24 protein-coding genes are annotated in these 23,155 nt (G+C 37.7%); 15 read left to right on the forward strand and 9 right to left on the reverse strand.

Going from position 1 to position 23,155, the window contains the following annotated elements; genetic code table 11:
* The first annotated feature begins 3 nt into the window (after positions 1-3).
* The 5 genes from DK858_RS17400 to trmL all read left to right on the forward strand — a co-directional run bounded on the left by DK858_RS17400 (position 4) and on the right by trmL (position 4,341).
* A complete protein-coding gene (locus tag DK858_RS17400; protein WP_109398480.1) occupies positions 4-678 on the forward strand; it encodes a glycosyltransferase family 25 protein in 675 nt (224 codons plus the stop codon).
* On the forward strand, positions 679-1,755 hold the full coding sequence (locus DK858_RS18525) for an EpsG family protein (protein WP_109398481.1): 1,077 nt from the start codon (positions 679-681) through the stop codon (positions 1,753-1,755).
* A gap of 2 nt (positions 1,756-1,757) precedes the next feature.
* Positions 1,758-2,501 (forward strand): glycosyltransferase family 2 protein, encoded by a 744-nt coding sequence (locus tag DK858_RS17410; protein WP_109398482.1) that lies wholly within the window; start codon positions 1,758-1,760, stop codon positions 2,499-2,501.
* Between the two features lie 158 nt (positions 2,502-2,659).
* Positions 2,660-3,826, forward strand: a complete 1,167-nt coding sequence (locus tag DK858_RS17415; protein ID WP_109398483.1) for a nucleotide sugar dehydrogenase — start codon at positions 2,660-2,662, stop codon at positions 3,824-3,826.
* A gap of 11 nt (positions 3,827-3,837) precedes the next feature.
* Positions 3,838-4,341 carry a tRNA (uridine(34)/cytosine(34)/5-carboxymethylaminomethyluridine(34)-2'-O)-methyltransferase TrmL gene (gene trmL / locus DK858_RS17420; RefSeq protein ID WP_006534201.1) on the forward strand — a complete coding sequence of 168 codons (504 nt, stop codon included), beginning with the start codon at positions 3,838-3,840 and terminating at the stop codon, positions 4,339-4,341.
* Positions 4,342-4,425: 84 nt separating this feature from the next.
* Here trmL and DK858_RS17425 read toward each other — a convergent pair whose 3' ends face one another.
* From DK858_RS17425 to DK858_RS17445, 5 genes are all read right to left on the reverse strand, one after another.
* Positions 4,426-4,983: a serine acetyltransferase gene (locus DK858_RS17425; RefSeq protein ID WP_109398484.1), complete on the reverse strand. Its 558-nt coding sequence runs from the start codon at positions 4,981-4,983 to the stop codon at positions 4,426-4,428.
* Complete coding sequence (gene cysE / locus DK858_RS17430; protein WP_075674083.1) at positions 4,983-5,804, reverse strand: serine O-acetyltransferase; 822 nt, start codon at positions 5,802-5,804, stop codon at positions 4,983-4,985. The genes DK858_RS17425 and cysE overlap by 1 nt, the downstream gene beginning before the upstream one ends.
* A gap of 131 nt (positions 5,805-5,935) precedes the next feature.
* The gene (gpsA, locus tag DK858_RS17435) at positions 5,936-6,952 is read right to left on the reverse strand and encodes an NAD(P)H-dependent glycerol-3-phosphate dehydrogenase (protein WP_109398485.1); all 1,017 of its coding nucleotides are present in this window, start codon (positions 6,950-6,952) and stop codon (positions 5,936-5,938) included.
* Positions 6,952-7,422, reverse strand: coding sequence for a protein-export chaperone SecB (gene secB, locus DK858_RS17440; protein WP_006534205.1), 471 nt, complete (start codon positions 7,420-7,422; stop codon positions 6,952-6,954). Before secB ends, gpsA begins: the two co-directional genes overlap by 1 nt.
* A 69-nt stretch (positions 7,423-7,491) precedes the next feature.
* Positions 7,492-7,929 carry a rhodanese-like domain-containing protein gene (locus DK858_RS17445; RefSeq protein WP_109398486.1) on the reverse strand — a complete coding sequence of 146 codons (438 nt, stop codon included), beginning with the start codon at positions 7,927-7,929 and terminating at the stop codon, positions 7,492-7,494.
* 3 nt (positions 7,930-7,932) lie between these two features.
* Here DK858_RS17445 and DK858_RS17450 point away from each other — a divergent pair, with 3 nt between their 5' ends.
* The 4 genes from DK858_RS17450 (at position 7,933) to DK858_RS17465 (ending at position 12,093) form a co-directional block, all read left to right on the forward strand.
* Positions 7,933-8,184 carry a hypothetical protein gene (locus DK858_RS17450; protein WP_109398487.1) on the forward strand — a complete coding sequence of 84 codons (252 nt, stop codon included), beginning with the start codon at positions 7,933-7,935 and terminating at the stop codon, positions 8,182-8,184.
* Between the two features lie 104 nt (positions 8,185-8,288).
* Positions 8,289-9,617, forward strand: coding sequence for a 30S ribosomal protein S12 methylthiotransferase RimO (rimO, locus tag DK858_RS17455; protein WP_109398488.1), 1,329 nt, complete (start codon positions 8,289-8,291; stop codon positions 9,615-9,617).
* Between the two features lie 215 nt (positions 9,618-9,832).
* The gene (envC, locus tag DK858_RS17460; RefSeq protein ID WP_109398489.1) at positions 9,833-11,125 is read left to right on the forward strand and encodes a murein hydrolase activator EnvC; all 1,293 of its coding nucleotides are present in this window, start codon (positions 9,833-9,835) and stop codon (positions 11,123-11,125) included.
* A gap of 2 nt (positions 11,126-11,127) precedes the next feature.
* A complete protein-coding gene (locus DK858_RS17465) occupies positions 11,128-12,093 on the forward strand; it encodes a divergent polysaccharide deacetylase family protein (RefSeq protein ID WP_109398490.1) in 966 nt (321 codons plus the stop codon).
* 61 nt (positions 12,094-12,154) lie between these two features.
* Here the strand turns inward: DK858_RS17465 and tdh are convergent, their stop codons facing one another.
* Both tdh and DK858_RS17475 read right to left on the reverse strand, forming a co-directional pair.
* Entirely contained in the window at positions 12,155-13,180 is a 1,026-nt protein-coding gene (tdh, locus tag DK858_RS17470) for an L-threonine 3-dehydrogenase (RefSeq protein WP_109398491.1), read from the reverse strand.
* A gap of 9 nt (positions 13,181-13,189) precedes the next feature.
* The gene (locus DK858_RS17475; protein ID WP_109398492.1) at positions 13,190-14,389 is read right to left on the reverse strand and encodes a glycine C-acetyltransferase; all 1,200 of its coding nucleotides are present in this window, start codon (positions 14,387-14,389) and stop codon (positions 13,190-13,192) included.
* Positions 14,390-14,655: 266 nt separating this feature from the next.
* On the opposite strand from DK858_RS17475, the gene rfaD reads away from it, so the two are divergent.
* The 3 genes from rfaD to rfaC are packed head-to-tail and all read left to right on the forward strand — an operon-like array spanning position 14,656 to position 17,612.
* Positions 14,656-15,594, forward strand: a complete 939-nt coding sequence (rfaD, locus tag DK858_RS17480) for an ADP-glyceromanno-heptose 6-epimerase (protein WP_109398493.1) — start codon at positions 14,656-14,658, stop codon at positions 15,592-15,594.
* A gap of 9 nt (positions 15,595-15,603) precedes the next feature.
* The gene (rfaF, locus tag DK858_RS17485) at positions 15,604-16,656 is read left to right on the forward strand and encodes an ADP-heptose--LPS heptosyltransferase RfaF (protein WP_109398494.1); all 1,053 of its coding nucleotides are present in this window, start codon (positions 15,604-15,606) and stop codon (positions 16,654-16,656) included.
* Positions 16,653-17,612, forward strand: a complete 960-nt coding sequence (gene rfaC / locus DK858_RS17490; RefSeq protein ID WP_109398495.1) for a lipopolysaccharide heptosyltransferase RfaC — start codon at positions 16,653-16,655, stop codon at positions 17,610-17,612. Before rfaF ends, rfaC begins: the two co-directional genes overlap by 4 nt.
* Positions 17,613-17,633: 21 nt before the next feature.
* Here the strand turns inward: rfaC and DK858_RS17495 are convergent, their stop codons facing one another.
* Both DK858_RS17495 and DK858_RS17500 read right to left on the reverse strand, forming a co-directional pair.
* Positions 17,634-18,707: a glycosyltransferase family 9 protein gene (locus tag DK858_RS17495; protein ID WP_109398496.1), complete on the reverse strand. Its 1,074-nt coding sequence runs from the start codon at positions 18,705-18,707 to the stop codon at positions 17,634-17,636.
* A gap of 1 nt (position 18,708) precedes the next feature.
* Positions 18,709-19,671, reverse strand: a complete 963-nt coding sequence (locus DK858_RS17500) for a polysaccharide deacetylase family protein (protein ID WP_109398497.1) — start codon at positions 19,669-19,671, stop codon at positions 18,709-18,711.
* A 159-nt stretch (positions 19,672-19,830) separates the two neighbouring features.
* On the opposite strand from DK858_RS17500, the gene rfaQ reads away from it, so the two are divergent.
* From rfaQ to DK858_RS17515, 3 genes are read left to right on the forward strand one after another with little or no spacing between them, the layout of a single operon-like run.
* A complete protein-coding gene (rfaQ, locus tag DK858_RS17505) occupies positions 19,831-20,898 on the forward strand; it encodes a putative lipopolysaccharide heptosyltransferase III (RefSeq protein ID WP_109398498.1) in 1,068 nt (355 codons plus the stop codon).
* On the forward strand, positions 20,898-22,031 hold the full coding sequence (locus tag DK858_RS17510) for a glycosyltransferase family 4 protein (RefSeq protein WP_109398499.1): 1,134 nt from the start codon (positions 20,898-20,900) through the stop codon (positions 22,029-22,031). Before rfaQ ends, DK858_RS17510 begins: the two co-directional genes overlap by 1 nt.
* The gene (locus DK858_RS17515; protein ID WP_109398500.1) at positions 22,028-23,131 is read left to right on the forward strand and encodes a glycosyltransferase; all 1,104 of its coding nucleotides are present in this window, start codon (positions 22,028-22,030) and stop codon (positions 23,129-23,131) included. Before DK858_RS17510 ends, DK858_RS17515 begins: the two co-directional genes overlap by 4 nt.
* Positions 23,132-23,155: the final 24 nt, after the last annotated feature.

Consider the following 23,155-nt stretch of genomic DNA (forward strand, 5'->3'; position numbering starts at 1 on the left):
TTAATGAATATTTCCGATATTGATATTTGTATAATCTCATTGGAATCTGACATAGCGAGAAGAGAAAAACTTCTGGACAATCTTTCTCATTATAAACTTAATCCAAGAGTAAGCATCGCAATTAATGGAAAAAAGCTTTCTGCAGAAGATTACTTCCTCAATGCTAAAGCCAAAACATCTAAATTTAACGGGAGAACGATGTTAACCCCATCTGAATTAGGATGCTTTCTTAGCCACAAAAAAGCCATCTATGAATTTTTAGAAAGTAAAAAAAAGTATTTGCTTATTCTCGAAGATGACGTAGCTATAGAACACGATATATTACACCTATTTTCTAATATTAACTCCTTAGAAGAAAACTCTATTTATATTTTAGGTGGCCAGGATGGTTTAAACAGCTTCAATCGAGTAATTTTATCTAAAAAAAATAAAATAGGCTTTAGCAAGGTTCGATTCAATACTCATAGATGGATTTATAGAACTTGTTGTTATTTAATTACACAAGAAACAGCCAAAAAAATATATAATTTTATGAAAGATAATACTTACATGGCTGATGACTGGAAACTTATTATAAAAAATACTTCTATTAAAAGTATTTACTATTCATACTTTTTTTCACATCCGATTGATTTAAACAATAGTCATATAGAAAAAGAAAGAGAGTATTTAAAATAAATGATATATTTGATTAGTAACTTTCTATCACTAACTTACTTCTATATATATAGTAAATTCAATTATTCTATTCACAATAGAATATTTTTATCTATTATATTAATAATATTAATGTCATTAATTCCAGGTTTACAATATAAAGTTGGAACAGACTATTTAAGTTATGAAAACATATTTAACAGTCCATCCACACTAGAATACTATTTTAATATAAAAGAATACTTATTTTATTATTTAACAAAATTAATATACAATCTTGAGTTAAGTAGCAAAGCTTATTTTTTTATTATAGCAATAATACAATCATTTCTTATTTTTTCTTTATTAACACTTTCTAAAACAAAAAACACTTCACTTCCTATTTTGTTTTTTTGTTTTTTTACAATAACTAATTTAATGCATACTCAAATGAATATAATTAGAGTATCATTTTCTTTTTATCTTTTCTCTATATCACTGTTACTTCATTTAAATAGAAAAAATATTCTATCGCTTATTATTTTTATACTTGCATTCTTTTTCCACAAGTCATCAATAATTGTTTTTCCATTATTATTAATTCCTAATAAAGTTTATTTGTTTTTTTATAGACATATTCTTTTTATTTACATTTCCACCTTTATTCTATTTCTATTCAATCCTTTTCATAATATTGTAAATACTATTATTATTGATTATTTCCCTCATTATTCTTCTTATCTTGAAGATGGTAATTTTGAAAAACATAGCATAGTAAATATACTTAGCAAATTATATTACATTCCGATACAGCTTCTATTTATCTATATTGTACGCAATGGGAAAATTATATTTTCTCTCATTGAGAAAAAAATGATTGGATTATGGGTTATTGTTTCAAATAGTTATTTATTAATTCTTCACTTTGATTTTTTCGCCCGCGTAAATGTTTTCTTAATCTTTTTTTATATTATACCTGCAATTTACTTATTATTTTTATATAGAAAAAACACTATACTTTTTACATTAATTTCAGCTTATTTAATATTTGCTTATTCATTAAAAGTATTATTTTTCCCTAATGCTGAGTTTTTATATAACACATATTTATTTAACTAAAAATGCATAAAATATCGATTATAATGCCTGCCTTTAATTCTGATTCTGTTATAACACAATCAATTGAATCGGTTTTAAATCAAACTTACGCTAATTTCGAGCTAATTATTTGTGATGATTTATCCACTGATAACACTAAAGAAATCATTAAAAAATATGTAGAAAAAGATTCAAGAATAAAATTAATAGGTAATGCAAATAAAAAAGGGGCAGCAGGAGCTAGAAATAGCTGTATACAAGCATCAACATCTAGATATATTTGTTTTTTAGATAGTGATGATTTATGGGCGCCTGAAAAGTTAGAAAAGCAAATAGATTTCATGAGAGAACATAATATTGCAATGTCACATAGTGATTATATTATGTTTGATATTGGAAAAAATAAAAAAATAATACACTCCCCTCAGGTAATTAGCTTTTCAAATATTATAAAAAAATGTGATATTGGTTGCCTAACTGTAATGCTAGATAAAAAACTAATTCCTTGTGATATTTTATTTCCTTATACACCAAAGGAAGACTATGCATTATGGGTATACTTAATGAAAAATGGCATCAAATCTTATAATTTTGGTGAATGCAGTTCATTTTATAGAAAGCAAAAACAATCATTATCATCGTCTAAATATAAAGAAATAAAAAAACAGTGGTTTGTTCTAAAACACATTGCTCAATTAAATTTCATAAATAGGATAAAATGTATTTCTTTTTATTCAATAAATGGATTTATAAAACATTTTTTATAAAACTAGTTTTTTAATTTAGATAAAATATTAAGCTAACCCTAATCAATTCTAGCATTCCTTAATGATATGCTACAACAAAGATCATATTATATAATTATTCTCATCTATAGCTGAATTTTATTTTTAAATTTACTACAAAATTTTAGATAAGAGAAACCATGAAAATCACCATCTCCGGTACCGGCTATGTCGGTCTATCTAACGGAATACTTCTTTCCCAACACAACAAAGTTGTTGCGTTAGATATCAATAAAGAAAAAGTTGAATTACTTAACAAAAAAATCTCGCCAATTACAGACAAAGAAATTGAAGAGTTTTTAGCAACCAAAACGCTCGACTTTACAGCAACATTAGATAAAGAATTCGCTTATAAAGATGCCGAATTCGTTATCATTGCTACACCAACCGATTATGATCCTAAAACGAACTATTTCAACACCTCTTCTGTAGAGTCTGTCATTCGTGATGTTTTAGAATATAATCCAAATACCACAATGATTATTAAATCAACTATTCCTGTTGGTTTTACTAAAGAGATGAGAGAGAAATATAATACGAACAATATTATTTTCTCCCCTGAGTTCTTACGTGAAGGTCGTGCGCTTTACGATAACTTATACCCTTCTCGTATTGTGATTGGCGAACAATCAGAAAGAGCACAAAAATTTGCTGATCTTTTACAACAAGGCGCATTAAAGAAAGATATTGATGTTCTTTTTACTGATTCCACAGAAGCCGAAGCAATTAAATTATTTGCTAATACTTATCTAGCACTGCGTGTTGCTTACTTTAATGAGCTAGATAGCTATGCCGAATCTTATGGACTGAACTCAAGACAAATCATTGAAGGTGTCTGTTTAGATCCGCGTATTGGTAATCACTATAACAATCCGTCATTCGGTTACGGCGGTTACTGCTTACCAAAAGATACTAAGCAACTCTTAGCAAACTACGACTCGGTGCCTAATAATATTATTAGTGCAATCGTGGAAGCAAACCGCACTCGTAAAGACTTTATTGCAGACTCTATTATTGCAAAATCGCCAAAAATCGTGGGTGTTTATCGCTTAATTATGAAATCAGGCTCTGATAATTTCCGCTCATCATCAATCCAAGGCATTATGAAACGCATTAAAGCCAAAGGAATTGAAGTGGTGATTTATGAGCCAGAAATGAAAGAAGAAACCTTCTTTAACTCAAAATTAGTTCGTGATTTAAATGAGTTTAAAGCGATGTCTGATGTCATTATTACCAATAGAATGTCATCAGCACTAAACGATGTTGAAGAAAAAGTTTATACTCGTGACCTCTTTGGTAACGATTAAATCGATTTTATATGCTCAATATAGTCTTATTTGAACCCGAAATTCCACCGAATACGGGTAATATTATCCGCCTGTGTGCCAACACAGGCTTTCATCTCCATTTGATCCAACCATTGGGTTTTACTTGGGATGATAAACGTCTACGTCGTGCAGGGCTTGATTATCGTGAGTTTGCTGATATTAAACAGCATCATGATTACTACGCTTTTTTAGAAAGTGAAGGTTTAAACCCTGATAATGCACAATCACCATCAGGTGCGCGTGTATTTGCCTTAACCACAAAAGGCACTCCAGCACATAGCAATGTCAGTTATCAGGATGGTGATTATCTCCTTTTTGGACCTGAAACACGTGGTTTGCCACCCTATGTATTAGATAATATGCCAACGCAACAGAAAATCAGAGTCCCAATGCTTGCAGATAGTCGCAGTATGAATCTGTCAAATACTGTTGCCGTTGTGGTTTTTGAGGCATGGCGCCAACTTGGTTATCCTGGTGCGTTATTAAGAGACTGAAATGCAAAAAGCGCTGATCATAAATAATGAGCCAGCGCTTTTTTAATTTCAAATGACTAAAAACTTAATTTATTACTCTATTTATTACTCTGGCGCCTGTCTAATTTCGGCAACCACTTTTGTAATATACCGACACCCTTTCCCCACATCCTTTAATACTAATGCGTGAGCACCAATTACCGCATTATCACCAATCTCTATCTCTCCGCCGATAATCGATGAGTTACAACCGATATAAACGTTATTTCCAACTCGAATATCCGCTTTGCCATTTTTTTCTTTTACTCCAATAGTCACACCTTGCATTAACGTCACATTCTCACCTAATTGACAGTAATTAGTCAGTACGATCCCTATGGGATGAGGTAATGAAAGGCCTTTACCGATACGAGTTCTTAGTGAGATATCGTTGCAATATTTACGGTTATTTTTAGAACCAATGCGAGTGCCTAATTTGTTAAGGAAACGATTTTTAGAGAAATAAAAGAATTGGGCGACACGCCACCAAAATAGATAACGAGAACGCTGGCAGAAAAAAACTCGGTGAAAAAGTCTTACCCAACTAAAAGGCTTGTTATCACCAATATACTCGGCGTGCAAACAAGCCTTTAGTTCAGAAAGAGTGACTTCAGTTAATGCCATTAAATGCCATCACCACATTCAAAACCGGGTACTACACCATTAAAGTGTTGATCCATATCGAGTGAAGGCTTATCACTAGTTGGTTTACCCACAATACGAGCAGGAACGCCCGCAACAGTGGTATGTGCAGGAACCTCATGTAATACCACAGAGCCGGCACCAATTTTAGCACCGCGACCAATCTCAATATTGCCGAGTATTTTAGCACCTGCACCAATCATGACGCCTTCACGAACTTTAGGATGGCGATCACCGCAAGTTTTACCTGTTCCCCCTAAGGTGACAGATTGTAAAATAGAGACATCGTTCTCTACGATAGCGGTTTCACCAATTACAATGCCTGTTGCGTGATCAAGCATAATACCGTGGCCAATACGGGCAGCTGGATGGATATCAACACCAAAAGTCACAGAAATCTGGTTTTGCAGATACACCGCTAACGCTTTGCGATCTTGATTCCATAACCAATGCGCGATGCGATAAGCCTGTAAGGCATGGAAACCTTTTAAATAAAGCAGTGGTGTAGAGTATTTATCAACGGCAGGATCACGTAAACGCACGGCCGAAATATCATAAGCAGCCGATTCAATCATAGAATTATCACTACGGTATGCCTCTTCAACAATCTCACGAACTGCAATCGCGGGCATTGTTTGAGTTGCTAGCTTATTTGCCAACATATAACTTAAAGCACTACCTAAGTTTTCATGTTTGAGTAATGTCGCATGGAAAAAACTCGCCAAAATAGGCTCGCAATCTGCCAAACATCTTGCTTCATCTTTAATATGATCCCAGACTCTTTTTAGTTCTTCTAGCGACATACTCACTCTCATTCTTTTTACATTGAAGCCTAAGTAAATACTTAGGCTTCTTATGTTTAAAACCGAAACAGATACCTTAAACTAATATCTTAAACCAAAACATTAAATGCATGGCGATAGCTAAAATAGACTTAGAATAGATTGCTGTCTATCTCATCTTTTGTTGCACGGCCTAATAAAGATAATGCCGCTTCTTTGGCATCTTTATGTTGATATAAAATCTGGTAGATCTGTTCAGTGATAGGCATTTCAACACCAACTTGTTCGGCTAATGCACGAACTTCTTTGGTATTACGATAACCTTCAACCACCTGCCCGATTTTCTCTTGGGCAGTATCCACATCAAGGCCTTGACCTAACATCATACCAAAGCGACGATTACGAGATTGGTTATCGGTACAGGTTAAAACTAAATCACCCAAACCTGCCATTCCCATAAAGGTTGCAGCATCTGCACCTAATGCCTTACCTAGACGACTCATCTCAGCAAGACCGCGAGTGATCAGTGCGGTACGCGCATTAGCACCAAATCCCATACCATCAGACATACCGGCACCAATAGCAATCACGTTTTTTACCGCGCCACCCAGTTGTACTCCGATAAAATCAGGGTTTTTATATACTCGGAAACTTTTGCCACAATGGAAAAGTTGCTGAAGCTCCTCAGAAAACGCATTATCTGTTGAAGCCACAGAAATCGCGGTAGGTAAACCAGCAGCAAGCTCTTTAGCAAAAGTAGGACCTGATAAAACTGCGAGCGGGATTTCATTACCTAATACTTCACGCGCTACATCTTGCAATAAGCGACCAGTATGAGCCTCAAGTCCTTTTGTCGCCCAAACAACACGTGCATCCTGACGTAAAAAGGGTTTGATCTGTTGCAATACGTCACCAAAAACATGACTTGGGATAACAACCAGAATATTACGGCTAGCTTCGATGGCTTTTTGTAAAGAAGCTTCCATGTATAAACTATCAGGAAAGGAAACATCGGGCAGAAAAGCCTGATTACAGCGAGCTTGCTCTAACGCAGCAACATGTTCAGGATCATGACCCCAAAGTACGACATCATGACCATTGCGCGCTAAAGTAATCGCTAAAGCGGTGCCGTATGAACCGGCACCGATAACTGTCATAGAAGCGTTCATTAAGCTTCTTCAGCCCCTTCATTAGCGGCATCAGTTTGTTGCTGTTGTAAATAGTTCATAAACAACGCATCAAAGTTAACTGGTGCTAAGTTCAGTTGTGGGAAAGTACCACGGCTAACTAAGTTAGTGATACATTCGCGAGCGTAAGGGAACAGAACGTTAGGGCAGTATGCACCTAAGCAATGTGCTAATTGAGTGCCTTCAATACCTTCAACGGTGAAGATACCTGCTTGTTGAACTTCACACAGGAATGCAGTTTCGTTATCCATTGTTGCGGTTACAGTAACACGCAAAATAACTTCATAGACGTTTTCAGCTAAAGTATTAGAAGAAGTATCCAGATCTAATTTAACTTCTGGTTGCCACTCTTTTTGGAAAACTTGTGGAGCATTAGGCGCTTCAAAAGAGATATCTTTTGTATAGATACGTTGAATTTGAAAAGTCATCTCTTGGTTTTGCTGTTCTGACATAATAATCTTACCTTTTTATATCCTTATTAATTGAATAGCAGTAAGTATAGAACTCAATCTGCCCGCTCGTTATTTTTTACCTTTAGCCAGTGGTAAATTCTCACCACTCCAGCCTGAAAGACCATCTTTTAAAATAAAGACTTTTTCAAAACCGAGTTTAATTAGGCTTTCTGCCGGTTTTGCACCTTCAATACCTGATGGTGACACAACAATAACTGGCTGTGATTTATATTTCTCCAGCTCAGCAATATTATTATTTTTGATTTCAGAAGGCGTTAAATTGATAGAATCAATGATGTGTCCTTTACGGAACTCATCACGGCTACGGATATCAACACACACCGCATTCTCTTTGTTTATCAAAGAAATCGCTTCTGTACGGGAAATATTTTTCGTCTTAGAAAAAAGCCCTTTAAAGGTCAATACAATGACCGCCACCAGCAACGCGACCCAAATAAAGCTTAACAGGGTGTGCCGGTTGAAAAATTGCATTACTTCTTGCAGCATAGGATGCAATCACTCTCGTTGGTTAAAAATAGTATCAAAGAGCCAAAGTATACCTTTGTCATGGCGCAATTACAGCCTATTCCTGCTTTTCTCTTTCTATTTTTGCGGAAAGTTTCTCAACAATCATTTTTTTTATTGACGGATTTATGTACCATTAGTGCCGGTTCCGTGAAAAATGATGAATTGAAAAGGCCTTACCTTTTTACTCTACAGGATCCCTCTTCAGGCAAGCTATTAATAAATCAACATCCCTAATAGTGGCTACTTACGTATAAAATCGCCCATATTACGTAAGATTTATACCTGTCTGAGATACAACAACTATCTGTTATTTATTTAAAAGTATTGAGAACACGAGCATGTCGCAAACAAATCAAGTGCCTAAAATTGGATTCGTTTCATTAGGTTGTCCTAAAAATTTAGTGGACTCTGAGCGTATCCTAACCGAACTGCGTACAGAAGGTTATCAAGTTGTTCCTACCTATAATGATGCTGATTTAGTCATCGTCAATACCTGTGGGTTTATTGACAGCGCAGTACAAGAATCGCTAGAAGCGATTGGTGAAGCACTCGATGAAAACGGTAAAGTTATTGTCACTGGTTGTTTAGGTGCAAAAGAGAACCAAATCCGTGAAGTGCACCCTAAAGTACTCGAGATCACAGGGCCTCATAGTTATGAACAAGTTTTATCTCATATTCATCACTATGTGCCCAAACCTGATCACAACCCTTTTCTCAGCCTTGTTCCTGAACAGGGTGTAAAATTAACGCCTCGTCATTATGCGTATTTAAAAATTTCTGAAGGCTGTAATCACCGTTGTACTTTCTGCATTATCCCATCAATGCGAGGCGATTTAGATAGCCGTCCAATCGGTGAAGTTTTAAGTGAAGCGAAAAGATTGGTTAATGCGGGCGTAAAAGAGTTACTGGTTATCTCTCAAGATACCTCAGCTTATGGTGTTGATACTAAACATCAAACAGGCTTTTGGGATGGAATGCCTGTCAAAACCAGTATGGTTAGTTTATGTGAACAACTGGCAAAATTAGGTATTTGGGTTCGCTTACATTATGTTTATCCATATCCACATGTTGATGATGTCATTCCTTTAATGGCTGAAGGTAAAATTTTGCCTTATTTGGATATTCCATTACAGCATGCCAGCCCTAAGATTTTAAAACTAATGAAACGCCCAGGTTCCGTTGAACGTACATTAGAGCGCGTAAAACGCTGGCGTGAAATTTGCCCAGAATTAACTTTACGTTCTACCTTTATTGTCGGTTTTCCGGGTGAAACAGAAGAAGATTTCCAAATGTTATTGGATTTCCTCACCGAAGCGCGTTTAGATCGCGTAGGTTGCTTTAAATACAGCCCTGTAGAGGGTGCAAAAGCAAATGAACTGGCAGATCAAGTGCCTGAAGAAGTGAAAGAAGAACGCTATCATCGCTTTATGCAATTACAGCAACAAATTTCGACTGAACGCCTGCAAGAGAAAATTGGCAAAGTGTTGCTTGTTATGATTGATGAAGTTGATGAAGAGGGGGCGATTGGTCGTAGTATGGCTGATGCACCTGAAATTGATGGTGCGGTTTATCTCAATGAGCAATTTGATGTAGAACCGGGGCAAATTGTTCGTGTTCTTATTGAGCATGCAGACGAATATGACCTTTGGGGTACTATCGTCGAATAATCTCACTCGTGGACAGCGTGATATTCTATTGCGCTGTCACACAGAATACCTCTTTTTTCCTCTCTCCGATTATTATTGCTTTATAATCTCTTATTAATTGAATAGATTACCTGTTAGGTATTATCTGAAATTTTGGCTTTATTTCGTGTTAGCTGGTCAGTTGTTTTATGGCATGGAATAATCTTACAAACTGTTATGAAAGGTACGTTGGTCAGATGGCAAAGAAAATGGATCTTCAAAAAAAAACACATCCGTCTTATCGTGTATTTTCTTTACCGTTAATCACGTTGCTCATTAGCACCTCTCTGTTTTCTGCATCCCCTGTTTTCGCTAACACATTAACGGATAACCGCAATCAGCTAAAAGATCTGCAAACCACGATTGCAGAAAAAGAAAAACAGGTTCAAGAACAACAAAAACAACGTACCGCCCTTCTTAATCAATTAAAAACACAAGAAACCCAAATTTCTAATGCGGGTCGCTCGGTGCATGAAACCCAAAACCGCTTACAAACATTAGGTAAAGAGATAAAAACCATTACCGCAAATATTGCACGCTTACAAAAACAGTATCAGTCTCAACAAGAATTATTAGCTCGCCAAATGGATGCGGCTTACCGCCAAGGTAAACATCAAGGTATAGAGCTTCTATTTCGTGGTGAAGAAGGTCAGCGTGAAGAGCGTATCTTAGCGTATTACAGCTATATTAATGATGCACGCAAAGAAACAATGGCAGAGCTTGCTCAAACCTCAAAAGAACTTGAGGCAGAAAAAGCCACACAACAAGCAAAACAGAATGAACAAAAACAGGTTCTCACCAAACAACAGCAAGAAAAACAAAAACTTGATAATGCCTTAGCCGCTCGACAAAAAACGCTGACTCAACTTGAATCAACCTTAAAAGCGGATCAGAAAAACTTAGCGACTATGCGAGCTAATGAAGCGCGATTAAGAAATAAAATTGCTCAAGCAGAGCGAGAAGCCAAAGCTCGTGCAGAACGTGAAGCCCGAGAAGCAGCACGCATTGCAGCCAAACAACGAGAAGCGCAACAGCGCGGTTCAACCTATAAACCAACAGCCGAAGAGCAATCATTGATGTCACGTACCGGTGGATTAGGAAAACCCGCTGGGCAAGCAATTTGGCCTATCAGAGGCTCTTTATTACACCGTTTTGGTGAATCAATTTCTGGCTCTGGTGAATTACGTTGGAAAGGTATTGTCATACCAGCTGCACAAGGCACAGAAGTAAAAGCTATTGCTGATGGGCGAGTGTTATTAGCCGATTGGCTTCAAGGCTATGGTTTAGTGGTTGTGGTTGAACACGGTAAAGGTGATATGAGCCTTTACGGTTATAACCAAAGTGCTTTAGTGAATGTTGGTCAACAGGTTAAAGCAGGCCAGCCTATTGCTTTAGTTGGTAACAGTGGTGGGCAAGAGCGTTCAGCACTCTATTTTGAAATCAGACGTCAAGGAAAAGCAGTGAACCCTGTTCCTTGGCTTGGGAGGTAGGCTTGAAATTACTTGGCACATTACAACGCAAGCGTCCGGTTTTACTTAGTTTAATGTTGCTAAGTCTGGTTGTAAGTACGCCTGCATTTGCAGCCAAATTAGCCATTGTGATTGATGACTTTGGTTATCGAAAAAAAGAAGATAACCAAATTTTACAACTTCCTACTGCGGTTTCTATCGCTATTTTGCCTGATTCTCCTCATGGAAAAGAAATCGCGACAAAAGCACATTCACAAGGGCGTGAAATTCTGATCCATATGCCAATGGCTCCCATTAGCAAACAACCTTTAGAGCGCGATACTCTAAAACCGTCCATGGATCAGGCTGAAATTAATCGCATTATTCAACATGCGATCAATAATGTGCCTTACGCTGTCGGTATGAATAACCATATGGGTAGTGCTATGACATCAGATAGGCAAGCAATGGATAGAGTCATTAAAGCGCTTAATCACTCAAACCTCTATTTTTTAGATAGTGTGACCATTGGTAATACACAAGCCGCTATTGCTGCCAAAGCCGCCGGTGTTCCCTCTTTGCGTCGCCATGTTTTTCTCGATAACGTACAAACAGAAGCAGAAACAAGACAACAACTCGCTCGCGCGATTGCTTTAGCGCGCAAAAATGGCGTAGCAATTGCTATCGGCCATCCTCATCCCTCGACTGTTAGAGCATTACAGCAACAGTTACCTTTATTACCTGCTGATATTCAACTGGTTGCACCAAGTACGCTATTAAAGCCACAGACAGAAAAACCAATACAACCTGAACCACCTAAAGTTGTCCCACCCACAGAACAACCGAAAGAGCCAAAACCTGCATCTTGGTTAAAACCCGCGCAAAAAGCGATTATTTCGATGAAAAAAAGTACACTGATTAATACGTTATCCAATGGATTTAGTTCATCAGAAAAAAAGAAAATACCGAATACGCCAACTCCGAACGAAATCGGTGAAGTTGAAAAATAACGTATAAAAACACAATAAAAAAGAGCCTTAAAAGGCTCTTTTTTAGCTTAATAATCACATATCACTGCCAATCTAAAATCACTTTACCTGATTGACCTGAACGCATGATATCAAAGCCTTTTTGGAATTCATCAATAGAAAATTGATGTGTAATAATAGGCGAGAGATCAAGGCCAGACTGGATAAGAGCTGCCATTTTATACCATGTTTCAAACATCTCACGGCCATAGATACCTTTAATAAACAGTCCCTTAAAGATAACTTGTCCCCAATCAATTGCCATATCAGAAGGTGGAATACCCAACAGCGCAATACGACCGCCATGATTCATGGTGTTAAGCATGGTACGAAATGCAGGAGGTGCCCCCGACATTTCTAGACCGACATCAAAACCTTCAGTCATACCTAACTCTTTCATCACATCAATTAAGTTTTCTTTGCTGACATTGACGGCTCGGGTAACCCCCATTTTTTTCGCAAGTTCAAGACGATATTCATTAACATCAGTGATCACCACATGACGAGCACCAACATGCTTACAAATTGCAGCCGCCATGATCCCAATAGGGCCTGCGCCGGAAACCAGCACATCTTCCCCCACTAAATCAAAAGATAATGCGGTATGTACAGCATTGCCAAATGGATCAAAAATAGCCGCTAATTCATCAGGAATATTGTCTGGAATTTTAAATGCATTAAAGGCAGGGATAACCAAATATTCAGCAAAACAGCCTGGGCGGTTTACACCCACACCAATAGTATTACGACATAAATGCGTACGACCACCGCGACAATTACGACAATGGCCACAAGTGATATGCCCTTCACCCGAGACACGATCACCAATATTAAAGCCTTTAACTTCTTGCCCTATCGCCACAATTTCACCGATATATTCATGACCGACAACCATAGGAACAGGAATTGTTTTTTGTGACCATTCATCCCAGTTATAAATATGAACATCAGTGCCACAAATTGCTGTTTTGCGAATTTTGATCATCACATCGTTATGACCAAGCTCAGGCACTGGAACATCGGTCATCCAGATACCTTCTTGTGCTTTTAATTTTGACAATGCTTTCATAGAGTAACCTTATGCAATCACATTAAGTTCTTTGCCAATTTTGATAAATGCCGCCACTGCACGCTCAATTTGTTCAGTAGTGTGTGCTGCTGACATTTGTGTACGAATACGTGCTTGCCCTTGAGGTACAACAGGATAGAAAAATCCTGTGACATAAATCCCTTCATCAAGTAAGCGTGTTGCAAATTCTTGGGCTAATTTAGCCTCTCCTAACATAACTGGAATAATGGCATGATCTGCGCCCGCCAATGTAAAACCCGCCACACTCATTTTTTCACGGAAAAGTGAAGCGTTACGCCATAAACGAGCACGAATTTCATCACCTGATTTCAGCATATCTAAAACAGCAATAGAGGCCGAAACAATCGCAGGCGCTAACGAGTTAGAGAATAAATAAGGGCGAGAACGTTGACGTAACCATTCAACCACTTCTTTACGGGCAGCAGTATAACCACCTGATGCACCACCTAATGCTTTACCTAACGTGCCCGTGATAATGTCAACTCTACCCATCACATCACAATATTCATGGGTTCCGCGACCTTGCGCTCCCACAAAACCCACGGCATGCGAATCATCGACCATCACTAATGCACCGAATTCATCCGCTAAATCACAGATAGATTTTAGGTCGGCAATCACGCCATCCATTGAAAATACACCGTCAGTGGCGATCATAATGTGGCGAGCATTATCTGCTTTAGCTTTTTCAAGTTGTGTGCGCAGTTCTGCCATATCGTTGTTCGCGTAGCGATAGCGTTTTGCTTTACATAAACGCACACCATCGATAATAGAAGCATGATTTAAGGCATCAGAAATAATGGCATCTTCAGGGCCCATTAATGTTTCAAATAATCCACCATTCGCATCAAAGCAAGATGAATACAGAATGGCATCTTCCATTCCTAAAAATTCAGCGATTTTATTTTCTAATATTTTATGTGAATCTTGTGTACCACAAATAAAACGCACAGAAGCCATACCAAATCCGTGGCTGTCCATACCTGCTTTTGCAGCTTCAATTAATTTTGGATGATTAGCCAAACCTAAATAGTTATTAGCACAAAAATTAATAACATGGCTTCCGTCAGCAACAGCGATATCTGCATTTTGTGAAGAAGTGATGATGCGCTCATTTTTAAACAGGCCATCTTGACGAGTTTGTTCGAGTTGTTGATTAATTTGTTGATAGAAAGAGTGGCTAGACATACTTTCTCCTGAACAGAGACAAAAAGAGACTATGGTTATAATTGATTTTAATACAATTACGCTGTTTCTTATTTTATGCCTTTATTCTATTAAAAACGACAAATGTAAATAAATAATGTTATTTGTGTAATTAAGATCACTAATACACACTGTGTTTTTCGAGAATTTCAGCCTGTTATTCCGTGATGAATACTACCGTTAACGCTGTTCAGTGTTATTATAGACCCAGAGCTAATTTTTAGATTTTTATATGAAGGGGTAGCCACATGATTATCGTCACGGGCGGTGCAGGTTTTATCGGCAGCAATATTGTTAAAGCATTAAATGATGAAGGTTATACCGATATATTGGTTGTTGATAACCTTAAAGATGGCACCAAGTTCGTGAATTTGGTTGATTTGAATATCACTGATTACATGGATAAAGAAGATTTTATTGCAAGCGTTGTTGCAGGTGATGATTTCGGTGATATTGATGCCGTTTTCCATGAGGGTGCTTGCTCATCTACCACAGAATGGGATGGCAAATATATGATGGATAATAACTATCAATATTCTAAAGAGCTACTCCACTACTGTTTAGATCGCCAAATTCCTTTCTTATATGCCTCTTCAGCTGCTACTTATGGTGGTCGCACAGATAACTTTATTGAAGAGAGAAAATACGAAGCACCTTTAAATGTCTACGGTTATTCAAAATTCTTATTCGATGAATATGTGCGTCAGATTTTACCTGAAGCAGAATCAATGATTTGTGGCTTCCGTTATTTTAATGTTTATGGCCCTCGTGAAGGACATAAAGGTGGCATGGCAAGTGTTGCATTCCATTTAAATAACCAAGTCAATGCAGGCCAGAATCCAAAACTATTTGAAGGTAGCGAAACCTTCCAACGCGACTTTATTTATGTAGGTGATGTGGCTGCGGTTAATTTATGGTTCTGGCGCAATAATGTATCCGGTATTTTTAACTGTGGTACAGGCCGTGCTGAATCATTCCAAGCTGTTGCAGATGCCGTTATTGCTCATCATAAAGATAAAGATCTTTCTATCGAACATATCGAGTTCCCAGAAAAATTAAAAGGTCGTTATCAAGCTTTTACTCAAGCCGATCTGACAAATTTACGTAAAGCAGGTTATACCGCACCATTTAAAACGGTTGCCGAAGGTGTCGAGCTTTATATGCAATGGTTAAATCAAGGTAAGTAATCGCTGTTTATGAAAATCTTTGTGGTAGGGCCTTCATGGGTCGGGGACATGATGATGTCCCAAAGTCTTTATCGTACATTGAAAGCATTACATCCTGCGGCAACGATTGATGTGATGGCACCAGCGTGGTGCCGTCCATTATTAGAAAAAATGCCGGAAGTTGATAACGCAATTCCAATGCCGTTAGGTCATGGAGCTTTAGCCATTGGTGAACGCCGTCGTTTAGGAAAACAACTAAGAGCGAATGGTTACACTCACGCTTATGTCTTACCTAACTCGTTTAAATCTGCCTTAGTCCCTTTCTTTGCAGATATTCCTAAGCGCACAGGCTGGCGTGGAGAGATGCGCTATGGATTATTAAATGATTTACGCCCTTTAGATAAAGACGCCTTCCCGCTGATGGTTGAGCGTTATGTGGCGCTGGCTTATGACAAACAGAAAGTCCAAAAAGCGACAGATTTACCTCAGCCTTTGTTATGGCCTAAGTTATCAGTGACTGAAAATGATATCTCTACTACATTGACCCAATTTTCATTATCTACCCAACGCCCTGCAATTGGTTTTTGCCCCGGTGCTGAATTTGGTCCTGCAAAACGTTGGCCTCATTATCATTATGCTACGTTGGCACAGAAACTCATTACAAAACAAGGGTATCAAATCTTCTTATTTGGCTCTCAAAAAGATAACGAAGCCGGTGAAGAGATAAAACAAGCTTTAACGCCAGAAGCCCGTGAAGCCTGTTTTAATCTTGCAGGTGAAACCAGCCTTGAACAAGCGGTGAATTTGATTGCATCTTGTAAAGCTGTCGTCAGTAATGACTCTGGTTTAATGCATGTGGCGGCGGCATTAGAGCGCCCGTTAGTTGCCCTTTATGGCCCAAGTAGCCCTGACTTTACGCCACCCTTATCCCATAAAGCGCGCGTGATCCGTTTGATTACGGGCTATCACAAAATACGTAAAGGGGATGCAGAACAAGGCTATCACCAAAGCTTAATAGATATTCAGCCAGAGAAGGTTTTTGCTGAATTAGAAAATTTACTGTCAACGGAGCCATCAGCGTGAAGCGGGTATTAATCGTTAAAACCTCTTCCATGGGCGATGTGTTACATACATTGCCCGCATTAACTGATGCAATCAATGCGTATCCTGATATTTGTTTTGATTGGGTAGTCGAAGAAGGTTTTGCACAGATCCCAAGCTGGCATCAAGCCGTTGATACCGTTATTCCAGTGGCAATACGTCGTTGGCGAAAAAACTGGTTTAGTGCACCTATTCGTGCTGAACGTACGCAATTTCGTCGCGCTATTCAAGCCCATCATTATGATGCTGTTATTGATGCGCAAGGTTTACTGAAAAGTGCATTTTTAGTGACTCGATACGCCAAAGGCACTAAACACGGCTATTCTCGTCAATGTGCCCGAGAGCCTTTAGCCAGTTTCTTTTACGATATTCGCCACGATGTTAGTAGAAAAATGCATGCGGTTGAACGTATTCGCCAACTATTTGCCTTAAGCTTAAATTACCCCATTCCACAATCTCAAGGTGATTATGGGATTGCACAGCATTTCCTCTCACTGCCATCCTTTGATAAACGCCCTTATTTAGTCTTTTTACACGCAACAACTCGTGATGAAAAACACTGGCCAGAATCCCATTGGCGAGAATTAATCGCCCTACTTGCTGATTCAGGGTTGCGCATTAAGTTACCTTGGGGTGCAGAGCATGAACATCAACGTGCCATTCGCTTAGCTGCAGATTTCGACTATGTTGATGTATTACCCAAAATGTCGCTAGCACAAGTAGCTCAGGTTATTGCAGGAGCGAAAAGTGTTGTATCTGTCGATACAGGGTTAAGCCACTTAACTGCAGCGCTGGATAAACCCAATATCACCCTCTTTGGCCCTACCGATCCCGGTTTAATCGGCGGTTATGGTAAGGCTCAAATGTCAGTGAAAGCAGAAGGTGGGGATATTGGTGAGATAAAGCCACAGCAAATATTCGACCTTCTTGATATCTAGTTTAATAAGCCTTAAAAGCGATTAGTCTTTTAGGGTTTTATTGACGGCATCAAAAACTTCATCAACTGTAATAAGATCCATTGATGCCGATATTCCCTCATTTGGACTAGGCTTCTTATTAATAATGGTATGTAAATGAAGATCTTGATAAGGCCCCGTCCATTTAGGATCTGCAGTCGCAAATAAACTTACAGTTGGACGCTGTAATGTAATTGCTAAATGCAGAGGCCCAGTATCTCCTGTGACTAATACATCCATTATTTTGATCTGACTTAGTAAATCAGGTAATGAAGTTTTACCTACTAAATTTTCAATATTTTTATGATATTGTTGTGGCAACAATACAAAAAATGCTTCTGGTAATTCTAGCTCTCTTGATGAGCCAATTAACTTAATCTGTAAAGATGAGTCTCTATCAATAAGTTTTTGAGCTAACTCTACAAAGTATTTAATAGGCCACCTACGCTCTTGCGTTGATGCCCCCATCTGAAATCCAACAATATGATAGTGTCCTTTATCTAATTGTTCTATTTCACAAGGAATTTCCATTCTTGTATCAGAACTATCTATTCCTAAATAACGAATAATATTAAGTTTACTTTGGACAACATGACAATTAGGAGGTTGATACTCAGCAATAATCCATTTCTGAAACCATTTAGGAATAACATGAAAAGTATTACGCAATATATACTGACAACCTGCCACCACTGCAAATAGCACATCATAAGGAAGATGAGAATGGAGAATAACCGCTAATTCAGGTTTATATTTTTTAGCCTGTAAAGCAATCGGTAGTAGATTTTTTATCTTATTATCCCAATAAACTACGCTATCTATTTGGTCATAGTTTTCAACTAATAACCTATTCTTCTCACTTGAAACCAATGTGATATGCGCATCAGGATAGTGAGCTCGGATCGCTCTTATTGCTGGGGTATTAAACATAAAATCTCCCAGCGCGGTCGTAGAAAAAATAAGAATACTGTTAAATTGAATATCAGATGAAAATGTATCCGTTTTTTTCATCTTGCCAAAAAGTGGGTTATAAATATTTAGGAAGTTATGTACCCATTTTAATTTCTTTAACTTCATCTTATTTTGCCTGCACCTTACTTTGATAATACTCAGCTAACGTCATTCCCTGCACTTTATCTGATAAGAAGCTAAATAAGGTTTCTAAGTCGTTATATAACCCTTCAATATCTTTTTCAGTACGAAATGTCGGGCTCCCCCCCGGCATAAATTCAGACGAGTGCAACATAAATTCAATATGAGAGTGGCCTTGAGCTAACGATTTTTCTGCTACTTCAATCATTTGCTGCGCATTGCCACCTTTAGGACGTAACCAATTTACAGAAGGGGCTCGCTGTTTGCCTCTTAATTTATCGTAACCCTGCTTAATTTTATTCATTAAAGGCGAGTGTTTATATTGAATACTCATCGGCACTTCTAGCAACGTAGAATTACCCGGTTTAGTGATATCCTCTAGATCCATAAAATAAGCATGACTTGGAAAATCAGTATAATTAGTGCCTCCTGATTGTTCAGGATCACCTTTAGTAAATCGCCAATCTACTTTAGGCGTAACAGAACAATCAACTTGATAACCAAATTCAACTAAAAGTTGAGCATAAACCTCATTGAAGGCCCAACGACCAGCACGATGACTTAACATTTTAGTTTGTAGTTTATCTTCAAGTAAGTCTGTCATTAATGCGATTTTTTCTCGCATTTGCGCTTTGGGGTATTCAATTAGATAAGGCTGATAATGTAAATCATCATTTGTTAAAGGCACTATTGGTGGGCTATTCCACGCATGTAAGTGCATACCAATTTCACCTGTATTACGGGCAATTACATCACGAGCAAACTCAATATAAGCTTCATCCATCACCATTTCATAGTTTGTTAGCCAAACGGGTTTAAAATAAAAGCGCTCACAAAGTTGCTGAAAACGGGGTAAAAAATGCGTATTTTGTGTAGTAATATCACGTTCATTTTCCCAAAGATTATCGCCTTCGGTATCTAATGTGATAATAAATGCTGGTTTAGTCATGCATTCCCCGCCAACTTATGGATTATAGGTTCATAATTGAATGAATTGTTCTATGTTACGCAGTAGAAAACGGCAATTCAATCAATATAAATGCAGTATGGTAGATGCATTCTGTGGATTTGTTTACAATTAGGGTATCTCACTAAAGCTAAAGTAATTATGACTAATATAAATCAATCATTTAATAGAATACTGGTTATTAAACTCCAACATCATGGAGATATGTTATTAACGACACCCGTTATATGCTCATTAAAATCAGCTTATCCTAATGCAACGATTGATGTTTTATTATACAAAGAAACATTACCTATGCTTGAGCACAACCCATTAATCAATAATATTTTTTATCTTGATCGTAATTGGAAACATCAAGGTAAGTTGACTCGATTAAAAAAAGAGTGGGAACTTGGCCGAACATTACAAAAACAGCAATACGACTTAGTGGTAAACTTAGCTGATCAATGGAAAGCAGCCATTTTTGCTTTACTTACCAAAGCAAAAACACGTTTAGGCTTTGAATTTGAAAAGCGTAAAGACAGCCAATTTTGGCAAACGTGCCATAACATCATTATTTCTACAGCAGATCATGGACAACTTCACACTGTTGAACAAAATCTGAGTATTCTGGCGCCACTTAATATTCCTATTATCTCGGATGTTATGATGGCTTATAGCGAAGCAGACAAACAGTGGTTAACTGAGACTATTGAAAAATATCATCTCCCTAAAAACTATATCGTTATACAACCAACATCTCGCTGGTTTTTCAAATGCTGGGATGAAGATAAAATAGCGACTTTAATTACAAAGCTTCAGCAAAGCCATTATTCCGTAGTTTTAACTTCAGGCCCAGAAGCAAAAGAATTAGAGATGATAGAAACTATTTTGACACAATGCCCTAACAAAGAAATGATAACGGTTTTAGCTGGGCAAACATCTTTATCTCAACTTGCTGTATTAATTGATAATGCAGGACTTTTTATTGGTGTTGATTCTGTTGCAATGCATATGGCTGCGGCATTAAAAACCCCTTTAGTTGCTCTTTTTGGTCCTTCTAAACTTGAGCATTGGCATCCTTGGCAAGCGATAGGCGAAACAATATGGGCTGGTGATTATGACGATATTCCACACCCAGATCATATAAAAACAGACACTCAACAACGCTATCTTTCCGCTATTCCTGTTGATGTAGTTTACAACACAGCTATAAGGCACTTATCTTAATGAATCACCCATTACGACTCGCCATTGTTCGACAAAAGTATCGCCCTGATGGTGGTGCTGAGCGCTTTATTGCCCGCGCATTAGATGCATTATCAAACGATGATCTTGAACTCAATGTGATCACGCGAGAATGGCAAGGTGAAACTAACCCAGATTGGCATATTCACTTATGTAACCCTCGAAAATTAGGCAGAATTAGCCGGGAATCGGGTTTCGCTAAAGCAGCCAGAGCATGTTGGCAAGAACATCATTTTGATATTGTTCAAAGTCATGAACGTATCGCAGGTTGTGATATTTTTCGTGCTGGCGATGGTGTGCATCGCCGATGGCTATTACAACGTCAAAGAATATTACCGAATTGGAAAGGTCGTTGGTTATTTTATGATAGATACCATCGCTATGTTATGAATGCAGAAAAGCAGATGTATGCTGATCCTGCTTTAAAACAAGTTATCTGTAATTCACAGATGGTAAAAAATGAAATTATTGAGGATTTTGGTGTCTCTGCCGATAAAATAACTGTCATTTATAATGCAATTGACCATAATGTTTTCGTACCTGCGACGAAGTCTCAAAAACAGAGATTAAAGACTCAATATGATATTCCACAAGATGTACCTTGTTTTATTTATGTGGGATCTGGTTTTGAACGCAAAGGATTAGCTGCTGCTATTTCAGCAATAGCAAAGACATCAGCTATATTGTTAGTTGTTGGAAGTGATAAAAATCAGCGAAAATACGAACAACTCGCAACACAATTAGGTTGTAAACAGCGTATTTTCTTTTTAGGTATGCAGAAAAAAACGCTCGATTTTTATCAAATGGCGGACGCATTGCTTCTTCCAACCCTTTACGATCCTTTCCCTAATGTTATTCTTGAGGCATTATCGTGCGGTTTACCCGTGATCACCTCAACAACTTGTGGTGGCGCGGAATTTATTCAAAATGGTAAAAATGGATTTGTTTGTGATGCATTAGATATTTCAGCATTAACTGATGCAATTGTGCAGATCCCCCAAAATACAGCGTGGACTGAAATGTCACAAGTGGCGAGAGAGACTATCCTTCCCTATACGCCGCAACGATTATCAGGCGAGCTTATTTCACTTTATAAACGGATATTAGCCTTGTGAGTCAACAACATATACTTTTTATTATTGATGGATTACCGGGCGGTGGTGCTGAAAATGTCACGCTCAGGCTAGCTAATGGTTTTCATCAAGCAGGATATCAAGTCACATTGCTATCCTTACATAATAAATTAGCGTATGAACTACCTGATTTTATTGATTATATTGTTGATCATGATAACTATCGTGGTATCTTCAGGAAATTGACTGAAATATCGCGTAGAGCAAAATCCCTTGATAAGGTACTAATACAACTTTTTGCAAAGAAAGGACGCCCTGCGCTTGTTCTTTCTAACTTACATAAAACAGACCGTATTGTTTGCCGATCCAAACAACTAAAAAGCTGTAATGTTTGGTACTGTATTCATGGCATTTACTCTCAATCTTATCTTGGGAATAAATCTGGCTTTTCATATTGGTTGAAAAAAACCAAAATTCAGCGAGTTTATAAAGATAAAAATCTCGTCTGTGTATCCAATGCAGTTAAAGATGATCTAATCAACGCCATTGGTATTCATGCTCGTCAATTAAAAACTATCTATAACCCTTTTAATATTGAAGAAATACAACAAAAAGCGACACAACCTAATGTATTTACTCAACAAGAGTATATTTTACATGTAGGTCGATTACATGAAGTAAAAAGACAAGATAGATTAATTGAAGCCTTTGCTAAAGCGGATTTACCTTGCCAACTCATTATATTAGGTGAAGGCACTCCCTCCGTTAAACAACGATTAGAAGCTCAAATTAAACAACTTAACTTAATAGAAAAAGTCACCCTTGCGGGTTTTACCCCAAACCCTCTCCCAGCAATCAAAGGTGCTAAAGTAGTTGCATTAAGCTCTGATAGTGAAGGGCTTCCTACTGTATTAATTGAAGCATTAATCTGTGGCGTACCTATCGTCAGTACTCGATGCCCTGGTGGGGTCAGCGAAATTATGACAGACGAACTTTCTGATTACCTTTCTACAATGGATAGTGACTCTCTCGCAGAAAAGCTTCGCCTTGCATATTATTCACCACCTCAAATATTGCCATCATCCTATGCAAAATTTGAACTAAACCATATTTTAAAGCAGTATATCGCTTTAATTCCTTAATCCGCGCTTACTTGTTTTACACAC

The sequence above is a fragment of the Proteus faecis genome (assembly GCF_003144395.1).
Lineage (GTDB): Bacteria > Pseudomonadota > Gammaproteobacteria > Enterobacterales > Enterobacteriaceae > Proteus > Proteus faecis.

Coding starts and splice junctions, on each gene's coding strand:
- trmL (WP_006534201.1), top strand. CDS start 3,838: ATGCTCAATATAGTCTTATTTGAACCCGAAATTCCACCGAATACGGGT.
- DK858_RS17415 (WP_109398483.1), top strand. CDS start 2,660: ATGAAAATCACCATCTCCGGTACCGGCTATGTCGGTCTATCTAACGGA.
- tdh (WP_109398491.1), bottom strand. CDS start 13,180: ATGAAAGCATTGTCAAAATTAAAAGCACAAGAAGGTATCTGGATGACC.
- DK858_RS17425 (WP_109398484.1), bottom strand. CDS start 4,983: ATGGCATTAACTGAAGTCACTCTTTCTGAACTAAAGGCTTGTTTGCAC.
- DK858_RS17450 (WP_109398487.1), top strand. CDS start 7,933: ATGCAATCACTCTCGTTGGTTAAAAATAGTATCAAAGAGCCAAAGTAT.
- rimO (WP_109398488.1), top strand. CDS start 8,289: ATGTCGCAAACAAATCAAGTGCCTAAAATTGGATTCGTTTCATTAGGT.
- DK858_RS17475 (WP_109398492.1), bottom strand. CDS start 14,389: ATGTCTAGCCACTCTTTCTATCAACAAATTAATCAACAACTCGAACAA.
- rfaD (WP_109398493.1), top strand. CDS start 14,656: ATGATTATCGTCACGGGCGGTGCAGGTTTTATCGGCAGCAATATTGTT.
- rfaF (WP_109398494.1), top strand. CDS start 15,604: ATGAAAATCTTTGTGGTAGGGCCTTCATGGGTCGGGGACATGATGATG.
- DK858_RS18525 (WP_109398481.1), top strand. CDS start 679: ATGATATATTTGATTAGTAACTTTCTATCACTAACTTACTTCTATATA.
- DK858_RS17510 (WP_109398499.1), top strand. CDS start 20,898: ATGAATCACCCATTACGACTCGCCATTGTTCGACAAAAGTATCGCCCT.
- gpsA (WP_109398485.1), bottom strand. CDS start 6,952: ATGAACGCTTCTATGACAGTTATCGGTGCCGGTTCATACGGCACCGCT.
- secB (WP_006534205.1), bottom strand. CDS start 7,422: ATGTCAGAACAGCAAAACCAAGAGATGACTTTTCAAATTCAACGTATC.
- rfaQ (WP_109398498.1), top strand. CDS start 19,831: ATGACTAATATAAATCAATCATTTAATAGAATACTGGTTATTAAACTC.
- cysE (WP_075674083.1), bottom strand. CDS start 5,804: ATGTCGCTAGAAGAACTAAAAAGAGTCTGGGATCATATTAAAGATGAA.
- DK858_RS17410 (WP_109398482.1), top strand. CDS start 1,758: ATGCATAAAATATCGATTATAATGCCTGCCTTTAATTCTGATTCTGTT.
- DK858_RS17445 (WP_109398486.1), bottom strand. CDS start 7,929: ATGCTGCAAGAAGTAATGCAATTTTTCAACCGGCACACCCTGTTAAGC.
- DK858_RS17495 (WP_109398496.1), bottom strand. CDS start 18,707: ATGAAGTTAAAGAAATTAAAATGGGTACATAACTTCCTAAATATTTAT.
- envC (WP_109398489.1), top strand. CDS start 9,833: ATGGCAAAGAAAATGGATCTTCAAAAAAAAACACATCCGTCTTATCGT.
- DK858_RS17500 (WP_109398497.1), bottom strand. CDS start 19,671: ATGACTAAACCAGCATTTATTATCACATTAGATACCGAAGGCGATAAT.
- DK858_RS17400 (WP_109398480.1), top strand. CDS start 4: ATGAATATTTCCGATATTGATATTTGTATAATCTCATTGGAATCTGAC.